This window comes from Pseudomonas sp. FG43 (genome assembly GCF_057809175.1).
Map to the genome: position 1 here is coordinate 13820 of NZ_JBMDJL010000021.1, position 19860 is coordinate 33679.

Here is a 19860-nt window from a genome sequence, read left to right on the forward strand (position 1 = left end):
GCGGTTTTTTTGTGGCCACAGAAAACCAAAGGCTGAACGGTAGAAATTCTTACAGAGTTTTCGTGATACTTTTGTCTCCAGTTGGATACACTTGCGTCATGACTTATAGTGTTCAGCAAACCAGTACTTTCGCTTCATGGCATGCCGCCTTGCGTGATATGCGCGCAAGAATCGCCATTGCCCGGCGCATCGAGCGTGCATCCGCAGGTAATCTGGGTGACGTGAAGTCAGTGGGCGAAGGTGTTTCCGAGATGCGCGTGGATGTAGGCGTTGGCTACCGTGTCTATTTCACGACCCGCGACAGGACGCTCATTGTCCTCTTGGTGGGAGGCGATAAATCAACCCAGCCTGCTGATATAAAGCGGGCTAAAACAATGGCTAAGGAGGTTTGATGATGAACGAGATCCTCGTGCCTTTTGACATGGCATCGCTGCTGGACAGTGATGAAGCAATAACCGAATACCTTTCCCAGGTGCTGGCCGAAGGCGACACCGATGAGCTGATACGTGCCGTTGGTCATGTGGCGAAAGCCCGTGGCATGGCGCAAATTGCCAAGGATTCCGGTCTTGGGCGTGCCAGCCTCTACAAGGCACTGGCACCGGGTGCCAAGCCTCGTTTCGATACCATCCTCAAAGTGATGCGTGCGATGGGGGTCGAGTTGCAGGCCAGGGTCGTTGCCCACCCGTGATGCATCGGGTAGGCAATCGCGTGTAAGAAATCCCGTTACGGGCCGCAACGCTGTTCATTCAAGACGGTCCAACCTCCATCCAGCCACAACCCCCGGAGAGTTCGGATGCCCAAGTCCTGTTCCATTGAGCAAGCCGTCGATCATGTGCTCGCGCAGTTGCCCGAGCATATTCATATGGGCATGCCTCTGGGGTTGGGCAAGCCCAATCGGTTCGTCAATGCGCTGTACGAGCGCATCCGGCAGCTTCCCGAGCGGCAACTGACGATTTATACCGCGTTGAGTCTGGGTCGACCGCCGGCGGGTGAGGGGTTGCAGGGACGTTTTCTGGAGCCTTTCCTGGAGCGGGTTTTCGGGGATTACCCGGAGCTGGAGTTCCTGTCGGCGCTGCGCCGTGACGATCTGCCGCCGAACATTCGCATCCAGCAATTCTTCATGCAGCCGGGCAGCCTGCTCAATAGCGAAGCTGCCCAGCAAGACTACGTCAGCAGCAATTACAGCCATGCGGCGCGGGACATCAATGCCAGTGGCCTGAACCTGATTGCGCAACTGGTCGCCCGTGATGAGCAACGGCCCGGCAAGTTGAGCCTGAGCTGTAATCCCGACGTGACCCTCGACCTGCTGCCGATGGTCGCCAGGCGAAGGGCTGCGGGCGAGACGATTCTGATTCTGGGGCAGATCCATGCTGATCTGCCCTATATGCCCGGCGACTCAGAACTGGATGTCGATGCTTTTGATGTGTTGCTGGATGAGCAGGAGCGAAGCGTCCTGTTCTCGACCCCCAACATGCCGGTGGGCTTTCAGGATCATTTCATCGGTCTGCATGCCAGCACCCTGGTTCGCGATGGCGGCACCTTGCAGATTGGCATCGGTTCCATGGGCGATGCACTGACTGCCGCGCTGCTGGCCAGGCAAGCCAATAACGAAACCTATCGCGGGTTGCTCGCGGAACTGAACATGAGCAACTGGCAGACCCTGATCGACCGCGAAGGTGGCGTCCAGCCTTTTGCCAGCGGGCTTTACGGATGCAGCGAGATGTTCGTCAACGGCCTGCTGGTGCTGGCCGACGCGGGTATTGTGCGGCGCAAGGTGTATGCCGATGTCGAGTTGCAACGGCTGGCCAACCTGGGAACCCTCGATGAAAGCGTTCACCCGGATGGCGTCGTGCTGCATGGCGGGTTTTTCCTGGGGCCGCTGAGTTTTTATGAGCGCTTGCGTGAGTTACCTGCCGAGCGACTGGCGCAGTTCAACATGACTGCTATCAGTTACATCAACGAGCTGTACGGCAACGAAGAGCTCAAGCGCCTGCAACGTCGTGATGCGCGCTTTATCAACAGCGCCTTCACCATGACCCTGATGGGCGCGGCGGTGTCCGATCAACTGGAAGACGGGCGTGTGCTCAGTGGCGTCGGCGGCCAGTACAACTTCGTTTCCCAGGCTCATGCGCTGGAAGACGCACGCTCGATTCTGATCCTGCGAAGCTGGCGGGAGTCGGGCGGCGAGATCAGCTCCAATATCGTCTGGCAGTACGGCCACGCGACCATTCCCCGGCATTTGCGCGATATTGTCGTGACCGAATACGGCATTGCCGACTTGCGTGGTCAGACCGATGCGACGGTGATCGAGCGACTGCTGAACATCAGTGACTCACGCTTTCAGAGCGGCCTGATCGAGCAGGCGCAGAAAGCCGGCAAGCTGCCGAAGGATTTTCACCTCGACCCGCGCTTTACCCAGAACACCCCCGAGCGCCTGCAAGACATTGCATCCCGCTATCCGGCGCTGTTCATCGAATATCCGCTGGGCTGCGATTTCACTGCGCGAGAGCGTGATCTGCTGCGGGCCTTGAACTGGCTCAAGAGCAAATTCAAGCTCACCGAGATTCTGGAGCTGGGCAAAGCCACACTGGATGCGCCCGAGCCTTCGGCCTATATCGAGCACTTGCAGCGCATGCAACTTGACGAGCCTCAAGGTCTGAAAGAAGAGCTGTACCAGCGTTTGTTGCTGGCCGGGCTGCACAACTCTGCCGGATCAGCGTTTTGAACGGGTTTCCAGAGCCCGGAAAATCAACATGCCTGCCAGCATCGAAATAACGAAAACCAGTGGTTGCCACTGGAGAGTCAGCAGCAGAGCGACGGCAGGACCAGGACACAACCCGGCAATGCCCCATCCGACGCCAAACAACAGGCTGCCACCGATCAGCCGCTTGTCCAGCGTTCGGCTGGCTGGCAGTTGCATGGGGGCTCCGAGCAGTGAATGGCGGTGTTTGCCTGCCCAGCGAAACGGCAGGAATGCCACTGCGATAGCGCCGATCATCACAAATGCAAGAGATGGGTCCCATTGCCCGGCAATGTCGAGAAAGCCCAATACCTTGGCGGGGTCAGTCATACCAGCCATCAACAGGCCGGTGCCAAACAGAAGGCCAGCAATCAGTGCCGTGAGTTTGCGCATGATCAGGCTCCGATCAGGTGGCGAAGAATGAATACCGTGGCAAAGCCCGTCAGCATGAAGGTCACGGTTGCCACCATCGAGCGGGGAGAAAGGCGAGCGATACCGCATACGCCGTGACCGCTGGTGCAGCCAGAGCCATATCGGGTGCCGATACCGACCAGCAGGCCTGCCACAATCAGGCCAGGCCATGAGGTTTCAAACGACATGGCGGGCAAGACGGTAAACAGCCCCCAGATCAGGGGTGCTATCAACAGGCCGAAAATGAACAAGGCTTTCTCGGCACGACCTTCACCCGTCTGCAAAAGGCTGCTCAGCAGGCCGCTGATCCCGGTAATGCGCCCGTTGGCCAGCACAAACAGGCTGGCTGCCAGGCCGATCAACAGACCACCGGCCAGCGATGACCAGGGTGTGAAGTGAAGCCAGTCGATGACCATCGTAATCGCCCTCTCAAGTCAGGGTGCTGAAAATAAGCATGACGGCGGCAGCCCACCCGGCAATGGCGAACAACTGCTGCAAGCGTGGGCCTGCGAGGTAGCGGGAAACCTGTCTGCCGCCCATCAGGCCGATAATGGCCCCCAGCGCGAAAGGCGCGCCGACGGGCCAGTGCATTACGCCAGCTACGGAGGCGGTAATCACACTGCCGGTTGAAACCAGTGCGATGACCGCCAATGAAGTTGCGACGACGCTCTTCATGTTCAGGTCGCTATAGCGGGTCAGTGCCGGGATGATGACAAAACCACCGCCGACGCCGATCAACCCCGACAGCAATCCCGAAGTCATCCCGGTCAGTGTCAGAGCCCGAATGCAGGGCATTGTCCAGCGTAACCGGCCTTGCAGCGGGTTGAGCACACAAGGCAAGACTTCCTGACGACAGGCCGGTGGCCCGTATTTCAGCTCGCGGGTGGCCTTGAGAAAGATCCGTCCGCAGGCGTACAGCATCACAACGGCAAAGAGCAGTGCCAGCGGTGTATTGGGCAGACGATGGGCGAGCCACAGGCCCAATGGTGACATGAGCGCACCGATACCGGCGATATAAAGCGCGGCACGATAGCGGACAATACCCTGTTTCAACCCAAGAATGGCACCGACTGCCGCTGCCATACCCACCGCAAGCAAGCCGATGGGCGCGGCTTCGACCATGGAAAGCCCAAGCCCGAAAACCAGCATCGGCACTGCCAGAATGCCACCGCCTGCACCTGTCAGCGCCAGCACCGCGCCAATGATCATACCCAGGCCCGCGCCCAGCAGTTGGTGCTCATCCATGGATCAGCCCAGGGTGAATGGGGCATATCGGGCTCATATCAGGCTTTCCGGGTGCGTACAGCACTTCAAAGGACGTTAAGCGGGATTTTCAGGTAGCTGACGCCGTTTGCTTCCGGTTCGGGGAAGTGGCCGCAGCGCATGTTGATCTGCACCGACGGCAGCATCAGGACCGGCATTTCCAGGGTTGCATCCCGTGCTTCGCGCATTGTGACGAAAGCGTCTTCGTCGATGCCTTCGTGTACATGAATGTTGTTGGCGCGCTGTTCGGCAACGGTCGTCATGTATTGCAGTTCGCGGCCATTGGGCAGGTAGTCATGGCACATGAACAGCCGGGTTTGTGGCGCCAGGCTGAGGATTCGGTGAATGGAGCGATACAAGGTTCGGGCGTCGGCCCCCGGAAAGTCGCAGCGCGCGGTGCCGTAATCGGGCATGAACAGCGTATCGCCGACGAACGCGACAGTTTCGTCACCAACTTGCACAAGATAGGTTATGCAGGCGGGTGTATGACCCGGCGTATGCAGTGCCTGAGCCTGGAGCGAGCCGATGGAAAAGGCGCCATTGTCATCCAGCAGTACATCGAACTGGGTGCCGTCGCGGGCGAAGTCCTCCGGTGCGTTGAACAGCTTGCCGAAGACTTGCTGTACGGCCTTGATATGGCTGCCGATGGCGATCTGTCCGCCCAGTTGCCGTTTCAGGTACGGCGCGGCCGAAACATGATCCGCATGGACGTGGGTTTCCAGTATCCATTGCACCGATGCTTGCAAAGCCCTGACCCGCTCGATCAGGCGATCGGCCGACTCGGTGCGGGTACGGCCGGACTTCGGATCATAGTCCAGCACGCTGTCGATCAGCGCGCACTGCTTGCTGGCAAGGTCCATCACCAGATAGCTGATGGTCCATGTATGGCTGTCGAAGATGCCTTCGACATACAGCCTTTCCCCAATGATCATTGCGGTGTCTCCATGGCCGTAAATGGCTGTCACGCCATGCAAGCGTAGACAGGCAGCGTCGCCGTTCTACTTGAAGGTCACCACGCCACCTGCCAGCGACTCCACCCGTGCCAGGGATTCAACGCGATAACCCTGCGCATCCAGCTCGGCACGACCGCCCTGAAAGGACTTTTCGATCACGATGCCGAGCCCGGCCACCTTGGCGCCTGCTTGCTTGATGATCGAGATCAGTGCCTGGGAGGCTTTGCCGTTGGCCAGGAAGTCATCGATGATCAGCACGTTGTCGTTGCTGTTCAGGTGCCGTGGCGAGATGGCGACAGTGCTTTCGACCTGTTTGGTGAAAGAATAGACAGTGGCCGACAGCAGGTTTTCAGTCAGGGTCAGCGACTGATGCTTGCGGGCGAAAATCACAGGCACGCCGAGATTCAGGCCGGCCATCACCGCCGGTGCAATGCCCGAGGCCTCGATGGTGACGATCTTGGTGATGCCTGCATCCGCGAACAGCCGGGCGAACTCGTCGCCGATGGCTTTCATCAGTGCCGGGTCGATCTGATGATTGAGAAACGCATCGACCTTCAAGACCTGATCGGAAAGTACGATGCCTTCTTCGCGAATTTTCTTGTGCAGTGCTTCCACTTCGGTTCCTTGGGTGCGCCAGTGCGCATTGGTTGATCGTTTATTGTTCAGGTTTCAGCGCTTGAGCATGGCGCGTATGTCCGCCAGAGCTGTATTGCCACGCACGGCTTTCACTTCGGTTGGTGTGTCGTCGTTGCCTTCCCATGCCAGATCGTCCGGCGGCAGCTCATCCAGGAAGCGGCTTGGCGCGCAGTCGATGATCTCGCCGTATTGCTTGCGTTTGGCGGCAAACGTGAACGCCAGTGTCTGCCGGGCGCGGGTAATGCCCACGTAGGCCAGACGGCGCTCTTCCTCGATGGTGTCGGCCTCGATGCTGGAGCGGTGCGGCAGGATTTCTTCTTCCATGCCCATGATGAACACGTAAGGGAATTCCAGGCCCTTGGAAGCATGCAGGGTCATCATCTGCACGCCTTCGGCGCCGTCTTCCTCCTCCTGCTGACGTTCGAGCATGTCACGCAGGACCAGCTTGCCAATGGCCTCTTCGATGGTCATGCCGCCATCTTCGTCTTTTTCCAGGGTGTTCTTGAGCGCTTCGATCAGGAACCAGACGTTACCCATGCGGTAATCGGCGGCCTTGTCGCTGGAGCTGTTCTGACGAATCCAGTTCTCGTAATCGATATCCATGACCATGCTGCGCAGCGCCGCGATAGGGTCGTTCTGCGCACATTGCTGGCGCACGCCGTCCATCCAGCGCTTGAAGCGTTGCAGGCGGTCGGTGTAACGGCTGTCCAGATGTTCGCCCAGGCCGATTTCCTCGGTGGCGGCGTACATCGAAACCTTGCGCTCGGTAGCGTAGTTGCCGAGTTTTTCCAGGGTCGTGGAACCAATTTCCCGGCGCGGGACGTTGATGACGCGCAGAAAGGCGTTGTCGTCGTCCGGGTTCACCAACAGGCGGAAGTAGGCCATCAGGTCCTTCACTTCCTGGCGGCCAAAGAAGCTGTTGCCGCCCGACAGTCGATAGGGAATCTGATGGTGCTGCAATTTCAGCTCGATCAGCTTGGCCTGATAGTTACCGCGATAGAGGATGGCGAAATCGCTGTAGGGCCGGTCGGTGCGCAGGTGCAGGGTGAGGATTTCCATCGCCACCCGCTCGGCTTCGGCGTCTTCGTTGCGGCAGCGGATCACGCGGATCTCGTCGCCGTGACCCATTTCACTCCAGAGCTGCTTCTCGAAGGCGTGAGGGTTGTTGGAAATCAGCACGTTGGCGCAGCGCAGGATGCGGCTGGTGGAACGGTAGTTCTGCTCCAGCATCACGACTTTCAGCGACGGATAGTCTTCCTTGAGCAGCATCAGGTTTTCCGGCCGCGCACCGCGCCATGCATAGATCGACTGGTCATCGTCGCCCACCACCGTGAACTGGTGGCGGGTGCCGATCAGCAGTTTGACCAGCAGATACTGGCTGGCGTTGGTGTCCTGGTACTCATCCACCAGCAGGTAGCGGACCTTGTTCTGCCACTTTTCCAGAATGTCGGCGTGTTCCTGGAACAGCTTGACCGGCAGCAGGATCAGGTCGTCGAAATCCACCGCGTTGTACGCCTTGAGCGTGCGCTGATAGTGGGTGTAGACGATGGCGGCGGTCTGTTCCTTGGGGTTGCGGGCGTTGGCCAGCGCTTCGGGCGGCAGGATCAGGTCGTTCTTCCAGGCGCCGATCATGTTCTTGATCTCGTCGACGCCGTCGTCGCCCGAATACTCTTTCTGCATGATGTCGGTCATCAGGGCCTTGACGTCGGTTTCGTCGAAGATCGAGAAACCTGGCTTGTAGCCCAGCCGCACATGCTCCTTGCGGATGATGTTCAGGCCCAGATTGTGGAACGTCGATACTGTCAGGCCGCGACCTTCGCCACCTCGCAGCAGTGTGCCGACCCGCTCTTTCATCTCCCGTGCGGCCTTGTTGGTGAAGGTCATGGCCACGATGTACTGCGCACGAATGCCGCAGTTCTGGATCAGATGGGCGATCTTGCGTGTGATCACGCTGGTCTTGCCGGAACCAGCACCGGCGAGCACCAAAAGAGGGCCGCCGACATAGTTCACGGCTTCCTGTTGCCGGGGATTGAGTCGGGACATGGCGGTATAGAGAGTCGTTTGCGAAAAGGTCGGGCATTTTAACAGGCCCAGACATTTATGCAGTGTTCATCATTGCACCGCAGTGACGGCTATCTAAATTTTTTGTTTTTGTTACATTTGCCGAAGCGCGAAGATGCGCCAGTCGGTCGCACTCGTTTGAGTGGATGCTTATCGGTTTTTCCTTTGCAGTTAGGGAGTTAGCGTGCCTGTGCCTGTCGAGCCCTTACGGTTGTTACTGTTGGTCAGGGAACCCGAATGGCTGGCGCTGCTGCGCAATTGTCTGGCGCCGCTGGGCGATGAGGTCATTCTGTATCAGGCCGCTGACTGGAATGCATTCAACAGCCAGCCCGACAAACCGCGCTCGGCCTTGCTGTTGACGACTTCCGAACTGCAACCGCCTGCCGGAAGCTGCGTATTGCCGATGGTGTTGCTGCTCGACGAAGAACCGTTCGTCGCGCCGGCAGGTGTCAGCGACTGGCTGATCCGTGACAGCCTGACGACCGATACCCTTCGTCGCTGCCTGCGTCATGTGCGTGAGCGCGCAGTACTGGAGGACACCCTGCAACGCCTGGCCGGGCAGGACCCGCTGACCGGCATCGCCAACCGACAGGGTTTTCAGGCGTTACTGACCGCTCGTCTGGCCGAAGGCAGCGGTTTTGCCTTGGGGCATCTGGACCTCGATAACTTCCGCCGTGCCAACGATGCACTGGGCCATCAGGCCGGTGACCGGTTGATCCTGCAAGTGGTGGCGCGGCTCAAGAGCCAGCTCGATACCGGGGATCAGATCGCTCGCCTGGGAGGCGACGAGTTCGCTCTGCTGATCGACACCCGTCATACAGCCACACGTGCTGCACAACTGGCCGAGCGGATTACCGATGCGTTGTCCGAACCCTACTGGATCGACGGTGAAAGCCTGTTGATCGGCAGCAGCCTGGGGATCGCTCATTCTCGGGTCGAGACCGGTGCTGACCCCTTGATGTGGCATGCCCATATCGCGATGCGCCAGGCCAAGAGCCTTCAAGGCTGTACGTTTCATCTTTTCGACGAAAGCATCAACCGCAACGCCCGCAGCCTTGCAGACCTTGAGGCCGAACTGCGCAAGGCCCTGCGCAATGATGAGCTTGAACTGCATTATCAGCCACGCCTGTGTCTGGAAAGCGGCGCTGTTGTCGGCCTTGAAGCACTGGTGCGCTGGCGCCACAGCGAGCGTGGTCTGCTGCTGCCCAGCGAGTTCGTCCCCTTGGCCGAACAAAGCGGCATGATTGTACCGTTAGGGTATTGGGTCATTTTCCGTGCCCTGCGGGATATGCAGGCCTTGCGCGAGCGTGGCTTTGCGCCGCTGCACATGGCGATCAACCTGTCGTTCCGGCAGTTTCAGGACAGCCAGCTTCTGGCGACCCTCAGCCGTCTGATTGCCGAGCATGAAATCGATGCGCACTGGCTGGAGTTCGAGCTGACCGAAACGGCGGTCATGCGCAGCAGCGATCAGGTCCGGCAGATAATGGATGCATTGCGTTGCCTGGGCGTGCGTTTTTCTCTCGATGACTTCGGCACCGGCTTTTCTTCCTTCATGCACCTAAACAGCCTGCCGATTGAGCTGCTCAAAATCGACAAAAGCTTTGTCGGAGAAATGGAGTCGCGTGAGGAAAACCGCAAGCTGGTCCACGCAATGATCAACCTGGCTCATAACCTGAACCTGGAAGTGGTGGCCGAGGGCGTGGAAAAGCAGGAGCAACTGGCGCTGCTGCACAGCTTTGGTTGCAATCAGGTTCAGGGTTACCTCATCAGCCGACCGTTACCGATGGCTGAGTTGTGTGACTACCTGGATCGGCCGGTAACGAGTTCATCCGCGCGTGCGATGTGAGGGCTGTCAGTCATGGGTGGATGACATCCAGGCTGCCTTCTGACTCGCGCTTCGACTCCACCTTTATCAACCGCGCGGTCTTTTTCTCGAACGCATAGGTCAGCGCCACGGCCGAACACAACAGGCCCAACGCCAGCCCCCACCAGACACCTTCTGCGCCCAGCTCTGTTGAAAAGGCCAGCAGCCATGCTGCGGGCGCTGCCACCAGCCAGTAGCAGACCAGCCCGATAAGAAAGGTGGTCTTGGCATCCTTTAGCCCGCGAATGGCGCCCATGGCGATGGTTTGCATGCCGTCCAGCAGCTCGAACCATGCCGCGATGGCCAACAGTTTTACCGCCAGAATCACAATTTCCGTGAACGCCGGATCATTGAGGTCGAGAAAAAGGCCGATGACTTGATGAGGCGCCAGCCAGAACAGCAAGCCAAACATCAGCATCACTGCTCCGCCGAACGATATACCCAGCCGCCCGGCTGTTCGGGCCATCAATATATTGCCTGCTCCGTAATGCTGGCCGATGCGCATGGTGACGGCGTAGGAAATCCCCACCGGAATCATGAACGCCATGGACACGGTCTGAACGGCGATCTGATGCGCAGCCATCTGGGTGCTGCCCATGGCTCCCATGCAAAACGCGGCAAAGGTAAACAAGCCGACTTCCACCGCATAGGTTCCGCCAATCGGCAGGCCGAGGTTCCAGAGTTCTTTAAGGTGGCTGCGTGACAACTGCCACAGCCCTTTGCGAATCGGATAGGCCGCATAAGCAGGGTGGCGGCGGATATGCAGGGCCAGCGCGAGTGCCATGCAGTTGGTCACTAGTGCGGTGATCAGCCCGATCCCCATCAGGCCGAGGTTGGGCAGGCCGAACCAGCCGTGGATCATCATGTAATTGAGCGCAAAGTTGGCAGCAGCACCCGCCAGGCTGATGGTCATGACCGGGCCTGCACGTCCCAGGGCGCTGGTGAAACCACGCAAGGCCATGAAGCTGAGCAGGCCGGGAAGTGCCAGCGGCAAGGTGGTCAAGAATTGCGCGGCCATATGGACGTTGACTTCATCCTGGCCGAGCTTGAGCAGGATCGGTTCAAGGTTCCACAGCAGCAACGCCGCCACCAGAGCCATGCCCCATGCCAGCCACAAGCCCGCCTGGGTCAGCCGTGTTGCGCCCTCGGCATCGTTTGCTCCGTGACGAATCGACACCAGCGTGCCGACTGCCGCCATCACGCCCACGCAGAAAAACGAGACAAAACTGTAAGTGGCAGCGCCCAGACCGCCACCGGCCAAGGCTTCGGGGCCGATCTTGCCCATCATCACGGTATCGGTGAAGACCATCAGCATGTGCGCCATCTGCGACGCGATCAACGGCCCGGCCAGGCGCAGGATGATCCAGAGTTCTTTGAGGGCGGGCTGTTGCATGATGGGGAGGCTCTACTTCACGTCTACTGATCAGGCGCACATTCTCGGCATTCCAGCGCTCAAGCACAAAGCGATAAATCCGATCATCAGCATGAGAAAAACTCATGCGAGTACATTTATCGTACAGTAGCGACTTACCGCTCTGGAAATATCTACATGCTTCGTAGTCTTCCGCCTTTATATGCATTGCGTGCTTTTGAAGCGGCCGCTCGGCATACCTCGTTCACACGCGCGGCAGAAGAACTGTCGATTACGCAGAGCGCTGTCAGTCGCCATATTCGTACGCTTGAAGATCACTTTTCCTGCCGCCTGTTTCAGCGTAATGGCCGCAACCTGCAACTCACCGAAGCTGCCCGTGCCCTGTTGCCTGGCGTGCGAGACGGGTTTCAGGCGCTTGAGCGTGCATGCAGTACGTTACAGGCTGAAGAAGGCATCTTGCGCATGAAAGCTCCTTCGACCCTGACCATGCGTTGGCTATTGGCGCGGCTCAGCCGTTTTCGTCATTTACAGGTGGGTAACGAAGTCCAGTTGACCAGTGCCTGGATGGATATCGATGCTGTGGATTTCTCGCAAGAGCCCTTTGATTGTGCAGTTCTGTTGAGCCGTGGGCATTTCCCGCCGGATTGGGAATCGACTTTGCTGTTCCCGGAGTTGTTGATCCCGGTCGGCGCCCCGGCCTTCCTGCAGGATCCGCCGTGGGATGTCGAGCGGCTGGCGAGTATCGAGTTGCTGCACCCGACGCCGGATCGGCGTGACTGGCGCACCTGGCTGAACCGCATGGGGCTGGCCGACAAGGTTTCGCTCAGGGGCGGTCAGGTTTTCGATACCCTTGAGCTGGGCATGATCGCGGCCGCCCGGGGTTACGGGCTGTCGATGGGTGATTTATTGATGGTTGCCGAAGACGTCGCACAGGGCCGTTTGAGCTTGCCCTGGCGTACCGCCGTGTTCAGCGGCGAGAACTATTATCTGGTCTGGCCCAAGACAAGGCCCGGTTTAGAGCGGTTGCGGCGGTTAAGTGAATTTTTGCAAAGCGAAGTGCAGGCGATGCAACTACCGCAGGTCGAAAGACTTAAATAGTTAGTGTGATTGGGCGATTTGCCATCTGTTTGCTAATATCCGTACATCGGACTCAAGTATTTCACTTGTGAGCCGAACTTACTCTTGAAGGGCCGTTTGTTCAAAACGGTTTAATCTCAAATCTTATTAGAATTTGCTGGATGGTCGGCCAGGGAGTTGGCGAACCCGATAATTCAGCCTGGAGCCTTTATGTCCAAGCCCCGTGCCCGGATTGCTTCGCAACTCGGTATTGCTTTGGCTGTGATTCTTGCGGTGGTGATAAGCGGCAGTACTCTTTTCGCCTTGCGATCTCTGGACGCTGCCAACCTTGTCATCCGTGAAGAACACATGTCCAGTGAGGCTCGTCTGCTCGCTGACCAGCTCAACACTTTTCACAGCACCTTGCGTGACAGCACGCAGCGCCTGAGCGGGCTGTTTGAAAAGCGTTTCTCTGGCGGCCTGAGCCTGCAGACCGACAAGCCTGTCACCGTGGCCGGGACCCAGACCCCGGGCTTGTATCTGGGTGATACAGCTCTGAACAACGACTTTACCGAGGTCGACGAGTTTCGTCGTCTGACGGCGGGTGTCGCCACTATTTTCGTGCGCAGTGGCGATGACTTCGTCCGCATCAGCACCTCCCTGAGCAAGCAGGACGGCACTCGCGCCATCGGCACAGTGCTTGATCGCAAAGGCCCGGCCTATGAGCGCCTGATGGCCGGTCAGGAGTATGTGGGCAAGGCAGTGTTGTTCGAACGCTACTACATGACCCAATACAGCCCGGTTCGCGACAGCAGCGGCAAGATCATTGCAGCCTTGTTCGTAGGCTTTGATTACACCGACGCGCAGAAAGCCCAGTTCGAGAACCTCAGAAACTTCCGTATCGGCAAGACCGGCTCGCTGGCATTGCTGGACGAGCAAAACCGGTGGCTGGTCGCGCCAGCAGGCGCCAAATCGCCTGATGATGCCGCCAAGTCCGTAGCCGGAGCGGTCAAACAGCCAGGCAAAGGACTGTTCTGGAACGATGGCGTGCAGGATTTCTACAGCGTTGGCCAGCCTTTCAGCGGTGGCCCGTGGACCGTACTGGCCAGCATGCCGGGTGACGAGATCAGCGAAGTCACCTGGAGCGTAGGCACCAAGCTGGCCATTGGCAGCCTGCTGGCGATGTTGATTTCCGTGGGCGGCGCCATCTGGCTGCTGCGCAGCAAATTGCGTCCGTTGTCTGAACTGGTGCGTCAGGCCGATGCCCTGGGCTCTGGCGACCTGAGCGTCCGCTTGCAGGTTTCCAGCCACGACGAGATCGGGCAACTGGCGGGTAGCTTCAACAAGATGAGCGAAGCCCTGTCGAACATGGTTTCTCATATCCGTACCGCGGCCCAGGAAGTGAGCACCCGTGCTCATGCATTGTCCGGTCTGTCAGGAGGCGCTTATGAAGGCATGGAGCAGCAGTCCGGCGAAATCACCAGCATGGCTGGCGCGGTCGAAGAGTTCAGCGCTACCTCTCTGAATATTGCCGACAACATGAAGAACACCGAGCGTCTGGCGCAGGAAAACGCGCAACAGACCCGCATCGGTCGTACCTCCATGGACGAAGCTTCTTCTGCGCTGCAACAGATCGCAACGTCGTTGAACAGCACTGCGACCGTGATCGACACACTGGGGCAGCGTTCCCAGGAAATCGGCAGCATCGTCGGCGTGATTACCTCGATTGCCGACCAGACCAACCTGCTGGCACTCAACGCAGCCATCGAAGCGGCCCGTGCCGGTGAACAAGGCCGCGGCTTTGCCGTGGTAGCCGATGAGGTTCGCAGCCTGGCTTCGCGTACCCGTCAGGCCACTGACGAAATCTCCGGCATGATCGCCAGCATCCAGCAAGAAACCGGCAACGCCATCAGCACCATGCAGCAGGGCAACGTCCTGATGCAGGACGGCCTGTCGCGTAACGCCAAGGTTGCGGCTGCACTGGCCCAGATCGACGAACAAAGCCGCTCCGCCGGCCACCAGTTCGCAGCGATCACCACGGCCACGCAAGAGCAAAGCAGCACCGCCACCATGCTGAGCAGCAACCTGCAAAGCATCGCCATGGCCAACAGCGAACAACGCGAAGTGGTGTCCAACCTGGCAATCACCGCAGAAGAACTCAACTCCCTGGCGTCTGAATTGCGCCAAGAGGTTGATCGCTTCCGTTGATTGTTTTTCGCGAATGAATTCGCTCCTACCGAGCCGTGTAGGAGCGGATTTATCCGCGAAAAGATGTGACTGCCATAGAAACCGATCTCAATTACTCGCAGGCCGATACTGCAATGCTTCGGCCAGATGGCGACGATCAATCGCATCCACCTGCTCCAGATCCGCCAGGGTTCTCGCCACTTTCAGCAGCCGGTGCGCGGCCCGCAACGACAGGGTCAGCCGCTCGCATGCCGTTTCCAGCCAGGTTTCATCGGCCGCCGACAACGCACAATGCTCACGCAGTCCCGGTAGATCGAGGAAGGCATTGGCGCAGCCTTGGCGTCTTTGCTGGCGATCACGAGCTTTTGCAACCAGCGCGGCGGCACTGGCAGTGTCGTCGCCGGTCTGTGGTGCCGGGTTGAGGGCAGTGGCTTCGCGAGCGACAGTCAGGTGCAGATCGATCCGGTCCAGCAACGGCCCGGACAGCTTGTTGCGATAACGCTGGATCTGCTCGGTCGAACAGCGGCACCGTCCGGTGGGCTCACCCATATAACCGCACGGGCAAGGGTTCATGGCTGCGACCAGTTGAAAGCGTGCCGGGAACCGAACCCGATCCCGCGCCCGGGAAATCACGATATGGCCAGACTCCAGCGGCTCGCGCAAAACCTCCAGCACGCGGCGGTCGAATTCGGGTAATTCATCTAAAAATAAAACTCCGTGATGAGCCAATGTTATCTCGCCAGGTTGAGGGCGACTGCCACCGCCAACCAACGCAGGTCCTGACGCCGAGTGATGAGGTTGCCTGAAAGGGCGCTGCGGCCAACTGCTCAGCGGCACCTGACTGGCCACCGATTGAATCGCCGCCACCTCCAGCGCTTCGTACTCATCCAGCGGCGGCAACAGCCCCGGCAATCGGCTGGCGAGCAAGGTTTTGCCCGTGCCCGGCGGGCCACTGAAAAGCAGGTTGTGCGCCCCGGCCGCCGCCACCACCAAGGCGCGCTTGGCGGCGGTCTGGCCCTGAACTTCGCTCAAATCCGGGTAAGGCTTGGGCTGATGCAAAAGCCCGCTGCTCTGATAAGGCTGAATAGGCGTGCGCCCATTGAAATGCGCGACCAGTTCCAGCAAATGATTCACCGCAATGACCCGCAACCCTGAAGCCAGACACGCTTCTTCAGCATTCGCCGCCGGAATGATCAGCGTCCGCTCTGCCGCCCGAGCCGCCAGCGCAGCAGGCAAAACACCCTGAACCGGCCGAATCGCCCCCGACAACGCCAGCTCGCCCAGACACTCCACATCCTGCAACGCCAGCAACGGCAACTGCCCGCTTGCACCCAGCAACCCCAGCGCAATGGCCAGATCAAAGCGGCCACCGTCTTTCGGCAAATCAGCCGGAGCGAGATTGAGCGTGATCCGCCGCGCCGGAAAATCCAGCCCCGAATTGAGAATGGCGCTACGCACCCGATCCTTGCTTTCCTTGACCGCGCCTTCCGGCAAACCGACCAGCGTCAGGGTTGGCAGGCCGTTGGCCAGATGGGCTTCGACCGTAACGGCAGGTGCTTCCACGCCAACCTGGGCGCGGCTGTGGACGATGGCGAGAGACATGATCTTCCTTGATGACGAGAGCCGCTTCCTGCGGTGTGTTGAAGGATAGACAGGTTTTTTGGGGGGCTAGAAGGGAACTTCTACTGTTTGTGTCGGGGGAGTAGGTTTTCCTGGGCGTGTTTTTCATGAGTGGTAATTGAGCAAGCGTCAACGCTCCACGCTTAGGCTCGCCCAAAACCTGTCATTCTACACGTAGCGGTTCTATGGCTTTGCTACCTCAGCCGGCGCTGGGGGGTGTTGCAGTGCAATAGTCGGCTCGGCTAATGGTTTATGGTAACCCAGCATTGCGTAGATCATGGCCACAGTGCAGACGAGCAGCGTAGCTCCCATCATGAAATAGTTACGCACCTCTCGATTGGTCTTGGTCAACTGCCTTACTAGATCATCGCGGTTGTCTTCAAGCTCCTCGTACGTAATGCGAAGATTTTCGAGGTGCGCTGAGCATTCTTCATAGTAGTCAGCTCGTTTCTGCTTTTCTTCCTTGGATTTAGAGAGCAGCTTCTGCGCAGCTTTGATTCGTTTACGGAGGTCCGAGTAGTGCGGAATGACATCCTTGATGGCTACACCTGCGAAGTCATTTTGGAATTTCTTGATCAGCTCTAATTGGTTGATGATCCCCGCTTCTACGGCATCATAGATGGCTCGTTTACAGTGATTTTCAGCTTTGCTTAGCTGCGTTTCAGGAGCTTCCCCGGTTCCTGCCAAATACTGGGCCATGTGATAGCCAGCGTAGCGCAGCTCATTTATCGCGGGAATGGACAGCTCGCCATTGAGGTTTTCGACCAGCTTGATCTTGTTCTCGGCGAGTTGGAATAGGCGCACCAATTCATGGGCGTGTGCGCGCTGATCCAACTCCTGCACATCAGGAAGGGACAAGTTTGTCACGATGTAAGCTTTCTCAGAACGAATGGAGAGCGAGCTGGCGCTTGCGAGCTTCGAGTTTGTCTGCCGTCATGTATCGGCCGCGCTGCAGATTCACATTGCCCCGAGCATAGGAACGAACAATTTTATGCGCCACGACAGCATCTGCTTCAATAGAGCGCTTCTCGGGTATGGGGGCAAAGGTAGGGAGCAAAGCCCTAAGTAGCATCTTGAACCACATTCTATGATCCTTCCTTTGAATAATTCGGCTGACGCTCCTCAATGAGCGTAGTCAGAGTGACATTTTGGAATTAATGATATCATTTTGATATTGAGAAATCCAAAAAACGCCCTTATTGTAGGGATGATTTTCATCGAACTCCATCTCCAACTGATTTTTGGCAAAACTATTGCAAATACATCTGTATAGCTTTGCCTCATCACGCCAATCATCCGCCCTTAAAAGGCAATCGCACAATCATAGATGAGATTGACAGCGGTCGGTTCCATTTCTGGACCACGCCAGCAGAAGATCCTCTGCATGTGCTGAGCCCGGCGCGCGGTAGAAGCCGTGTAATCACGATAGCATTTACTCCCCCCGTAAATTCTTCTGAACACCCACCCCCCACACAGGTCACTCTCCATTCAAGGCAACCCGCATGGAGACCACCGCTCTTGCCAAGAATTCTGACTTCCCAAACCACAGACACAACCTCCAACGCCACCGAACACGATGCCAAGATGTTCGGCTCCCCGAAGGACCGTCTGGATTTCTACCGAAAGGAGATCCAGTACGAAACCACCATTCTGGCCAACCGAACGGATGCCTATCTGACCGCGCAATCCTTTCTGGTGATCGCTTTCGCTTCTTGTATGGCAAACCTCAATCCGGAGTGGGGCAAGCTGTTCACGATGTTTGTGCCGCCGTTTCTGGCGTTGTTGGGGGCGTTGAGTTCGTTGAATGCCTGGCCGGGGATTCGTGCGGCTTATGACATCATCGATCATTGGCATTACAAGCAAAGCGAGTTGCTGCGCAGTGAGCCTATCATGGGAATAGCGTATGACGAATCGCCGCTGTTCAATGAACATGAATCGACGCACAAGGGGTATCGCAAGGCGCTGCTCTTTTCGATGCGTACGCCCTGGATTTTTGCAGTTTTCTGGATTCTGCTCGGCGGTTGGGCTGTTTTTATTCAGGTGGTGGGTTTTGCCGGATAGCTTTGATCAATCCCTTGCTCTGACTTTCAAAACCAATCGGGAAAGTATTGCTCGTAGTTTCTTTTGCGTGGCGATCGATCACCCGGTTTCAGTCTGGCGCGCCATTCGCGATAGGCGATATTCAGGCGTGAACGCCTGAGAAACTCTTGCAGGTCACGCTGGCTCTTCTCTTCTGTTTCCTTGAAAAAAAGGGCTTCCTGGGCATCCTGCTTTTCTCTTTCACGAGGCCAGTTTCGTTCTACGTGATCAATCCATTCACGCAGAATGAAGCTATCGGCTCTTTGCACCACGAAGTGGACCTTGGGTGTGTCGCTGGTCACTTCTCCGCCATCCTGTTCCAGTGCTTCTTTTACAAAGCCGACGAGGCCATAACGCTCGGTGTCCGACCAGAACACCGGCCCTCCGCTCATGCCACTCAGCTTTGTAATGGGAGGTAGTGCGTCGAGATCGCTGTAAAAGGTAACGCTGTGATGCTTGCCATCAGCGCCATTGCCTTCTGCGATGGCTCTTACAAAACCCATGCTCAGGTTGGTGCTGCCTGACTTGTCTGGAACATCCCTTTTTTCGGCAGTCGGGAATCCTGTTGCCATGGCGTAAGGCAGGGGCCAGACAGGATCATGTTCCTGGATCACGAATGGCCGTTTACCGATACTCAGGACATAAGCTTCGATGATTGGAGTTATAGCGACATCGGGCTGATTATTCGCGAAGTCCAGCGGCGCAGATATAAATGGGCCCCTGATCGTCAGCCCCTTGTTTACCGGGCAGAAGTAACGAACGGGTTGATAGCTCTCGGCTGCCTGATGAGCAAGATAATCCACTACATGCTTGGCGGTGATGGCGTAGCACTTATTGCCATAGCGAATAAATGTGACCGTTCCCGTCAGGTCGTCTGGCTGGGGAAGGAAGCCACGATGCCCGAATTCCAGCCTGTGCAGCGCCAGGGTCGCTGAATGAGCCTTGGCGCCGTCAAGGTCATCGTGAAATTGAAACGTTGCCATGCATCCCTTCTTATCGCTCCAGACGTCAGTCGTCCCGGCCGCTGGCCCCGATCTTTTCTTCCATCTGCGCCACCTTGGCCTCCAGCGCCTCAAGGCGAGCCCGCGTGCGGGCAAGGACGGCCATCTGGCTGTCGAACTCTTCGCGGCTGACCAGATCCAGTTTGCTGAAGCCGCTTTGCAGCAGGGCCTTGAACTGGGTCTCGAATTCGTTGCGTGGCAGTGGGGTTTCGCCGTTGAACAGGCGGGAGGCGTGGCCGCTCAGGGCGTCGAGGAAAGCTTTGGGCGCGAGCATGATGTTTTTCCTGAATCAGATGGGCGGCAGTGTAGCACGCAGCGTCTATAGTCATTTTCAGTGCATTGGCGATGCACAGTTATTGAGCGTCGTGGCGTGCACGAGTGCACTGTAGTTGTGCGTTGTTCGGTGGTCGATAGGGTTTTCACGGCTGAAAAAGTGCTCAAGGCCCTGTATTTGATGAATATTCAGGAGATGGCAAGCTTTCTGCTTAATGGCTTGTGACCCATGCACTGATGCAGTCGCTGTGACGAATGCAGTGCGGCAGGCGGAGCGGGGATGTGTTTCGTCAGAAGCGGTTTTCTGGAGTTGGTCTGGCCTTTAACCGGCGGCCGACACGTTA

At 57.8% G+C, this 19860-nt stretch carries 19 protein-coding genes and 1 pseudogene; 8 read left to right on the forward strand and 12 right to left on the reverse strand.

Annotation, left to right across the window (positions count from 1 at the left end):
• Positions 1-98: 98 nt before the first annotated feature.
• The 3 genes from ACODS3_RS21230 (at position 99) to ACODS3_RS21240 (ending at position 2725) form a co-directional block, all read left to right on the forward strand.
• Complete coding sequence (locus ACODS3_RS21230) at positions 99-392, forward strand: type II toxin-antitoxin system RelE/ParE family toxin (RefSeq protein WP_201001061.1); 294 nt, start codon at positions 99-101, stop codon at positions 390-392.
• Between the two features lie 2 nt (positions 393-394).
• A complete protein-coding gene (locus tag ACODS3_RS21235) occupies positions 395-688 on the forward strand; it encodes an addiction module antidote protein (protein ID WP_201001063.1) in 294 nt (97 codons plus the stop codon).
• A 105-nt stretch (positions 689-793) separates the two neighbouring features.
• Positions 794-2725 (forward strand): acetyl-CoA hydrolase/transferase C-terminal domain-containing protein, encoded by a 1932-nt coding sequence (locus ACODS3_RS21240; RefSeq protein ID WP_489036133.1) that lies wholly within the window; start codon positions 794-796, stop codon positions 2723-2725.
• Here ACODS3_RS21240 and ACODS3_RS21245 read toward each other — a convergent pair.
• The 6 genes from ACODS3_RS21245 to rep form a co-directional block, all read right to left on the reverse strand.
• On the reverse strand, positions 2714-3133 hold the full coding sequence (locus ACODS3_RS21245; protein WP_304574143.1) for a DUF6691 family protein: 420 nt from the start codon (positions 3131-3133) through the stop codon (positions 2714-2716). The genes ACODS3_RS21240 and ACODS3_RS21245 overlap by 12 nt on opposite strands.
• Before the next feature lie 2 nt (positions 3134-3135).
• On the reverse strand, positions 3136-3567 hold the full coding sequence (locus ACODS3_RS21250) for a YeeE/YedE family protein (RefSeq protein ID WP_201019458.1): 432 nt from the start codon (positions 3565-3567) through the stop codon (positions 3136-3138).
• Between the two features lie 13 nt (positions 3568-3580).
• Positions 3581-4396: a sulfite exporter TauE/SafE family protein gene (locus ACODS3_RS21255; RefSeq protein ID WP_304574141.1), complete on the reverse strand. Its 816-nt coding sequence runs from the start codon at positions 4394-4396 to the stop codon at positions 3581-3583.
• 65 nt (positions 4397-4461) lie between these two features.
• Positions 4462-5346 carry an MBL fold metallo-hydrolase gene (locus ACODS3_RS21260; protein WP_489036136.1) on the reverse strand — a complete coding sequence of 295 codons (885 nt, stop codon included), beginning with the start codon at positions 5344-5346 and terminating at the stop codon, positions 4462-4464.
• A 66-nt stretch (positions 5347-5412) separates the two neighbouring features.
• Positions 5413-5982 carry a xanthine phosphoribosyltransferase gene (locus tag ACODS3_RS21265; RefSeq protein ID WP_117163780.1) on the reverse strand — a complete coding sequence of 190 codons (570 nt, stop codon included), beginning with the start codon at positions 5980-5982 and terminating at the stop codon, positions 5413-5415.
• A gap of 54 nt (positions 5983-6036) precedes the next feature.
• Complete coding sequence (gene rep / locus ACODS3_RS21270) at positions 6037-8046, reverse strand: DNA helicase Rep (protein ID WP_201001072.1); 2010 nt, start codon at positions 8044-8046, stop codon at positions 6037-6039.
• Positions 8047-8248: 202 nt separating this feature from the next.
• On the opposite strand from rep, the gene ACODS3_RS21275 reads away from it, so the two are divergent.
• Complete coding sequence (locus ACODS3_RS21275; protein WP_489036139.1) at positions 8249-9910, forward strand: putative bifunctional diguanylate cyclase/phosphodiesterase; 1662 nt, start codon at positions 8249-8251, stop codon at positions 9908-9910.
• A gap of 10 nt (positions 9911-9920) precedes the next feature.
• Here ACODS3_RS21275 and ACODS3_RS21280 read toward each other — a convergent pair whose 3' ends face one another.
• Positions 9921-11321 carry a NorM family multidrug efflux MATE transporter gene (locus ACODS3_RS21280; RefSeq protein ID WP_201019454.1) on the reverse strand — a complete coding sequence of 467 codons (1401 nt, stop codon included), beginning with the start codon at positions 11319-11321 and terminating at the stop codon, positions 9921-9923.
• A gap of 156 nt (positions 11322-11477) precedes the next feature.
• On the opposite strand from ACODS3_RS21280, the gene ACODS3_RS21285 reads away from it, so the two are divergent.
• The 3 genes and pseudogenes from ACODS3_RS21285 (at position 11478) to ACODS3_RS21295 (ending at position 14564) form a co-directional block, all read left to right on the forward strand.
• Positions 11478-12398: a LysR substrate-binding domain-containing protein gene (locus ACODS3_RS21285; protein ID WP_201001075.1), complete on the forward strand. Its 921-nt coding sequence runs from the start codon at positions 11478-11480 to the stop codon at positions 12396-12398.
• Positions 12399-12587: 189 nt separating this feature from the next.
• Positions 12588-13709: pseudogene (locus tag ACODS3_RS21290) on the forward strand (Cache 3/Cache 2 fusion domain-containing protein); the annotation flags it as partial.
• Between the two features lie 132 nt (positions 13710-13841).
• On the forward strand, positions 13842-14564 hold the full coding sequence (locus ACODS3_RS21295; protein WP_374004995.1) for a methyl-accepting chemotaxis protein: 723 nt from the start codon (positions 13842-13844) through the stop codon (positions 14562-14564).
• A gap of 87 nt (positions 14565-14651) precedes the next feature.
• Here ACODS3_RS21295 and ACODS3_RS21300 read toward each other — a convergent pair whose 3' ends face one another.
• The 3 genes from ACODS3_RS21300 to ACODS3_RS21310 all read right to left on the reverse strand — a co-directional run bounded on the left by ACODS3_RS21300 (position 14652) and on the right by ACODS3_RS21310 (position 17247).
• On the reverse strand, positions 14652-16145 hold the full coding sequence (locus tag ACODS3_RS21300; protein WP_489036142.1) for a YifB family Mg chelatase-like AAA ATPase: 1494 nt from the start codon (positions 16143-16145) through the stop codon (positions 14652-14654).
• 201 nt (positions 16146-16346) lie between these two features.
• Positions 16347-17021, reverse strand: a complete 675-nt coding sequence (locus ACODS3_RS21305) for a hypothetical protein (protein WP_304574136.1) — start codon at positions 17019-17021, stop codon at positions 16347-16349.
• 22 nt (positions 17022-17043) lie between these two features.
• The gene (locus ACODS3_RS21310) at positions 17044-17247 is read right to left on the reverse strand and encodes a hypothetical protein (protein WP_201019449.1); all 204 of its coding nucleotides are present in this window, start codon (positions 17245-17247) and stop codon (positions 17044-17046) included.
• Positions 17248-17681: 434 nt separating this feature from the next.
• Here ACODS3_RS21310 and ACODS3_RS21315 point away from each other — a divergent pair, with 434 nt between their 5' ends.
• Positions 17682-18224 carry a hypothetical protein gene (locus ACODS3_RS21315; protein ID WP_201019448.1) on the forward strand — a complete coding sequence of 181 codons (543 nt, stop codon included), beginning with the start codon at positions 17682-17684 and terminating at the stop codon, positions 18222-18224.
• A gap of 26 nt (positions 18225-18250) precedes the next feature.
• Here ACODS3_RS21315 and ACODS3_RS21320 read toward each other — a convergent pair whose 3' ends face one another.
• Both ACODS3_RS21320 and ACODS3_RS21325 read right to left on the reverse strand, forming a co-directional pair.
• On the reverse strand, positions 18251-19225 hold the full coding sequence (locus ACODS3_RS21320) for a hypothetical protein (RefSeq protein ID WP_489036145.1): 975 nt from the start codon (positions 19223-19225) through the stop codon (positions 18251-18253).
• 25 nt (positions 19226-19250) lie between these two features.
• Entirely contained in the window at positions 19251-19517 is a 267-nt protein-coding gene (locus ACODS3_RS21325; RefSeq protein WP_201019446.1) for an accessory factor UbiK family protein, read from the reverse strand.
• Positions 19518-19860: the final 343 nt, after the last annotated feature.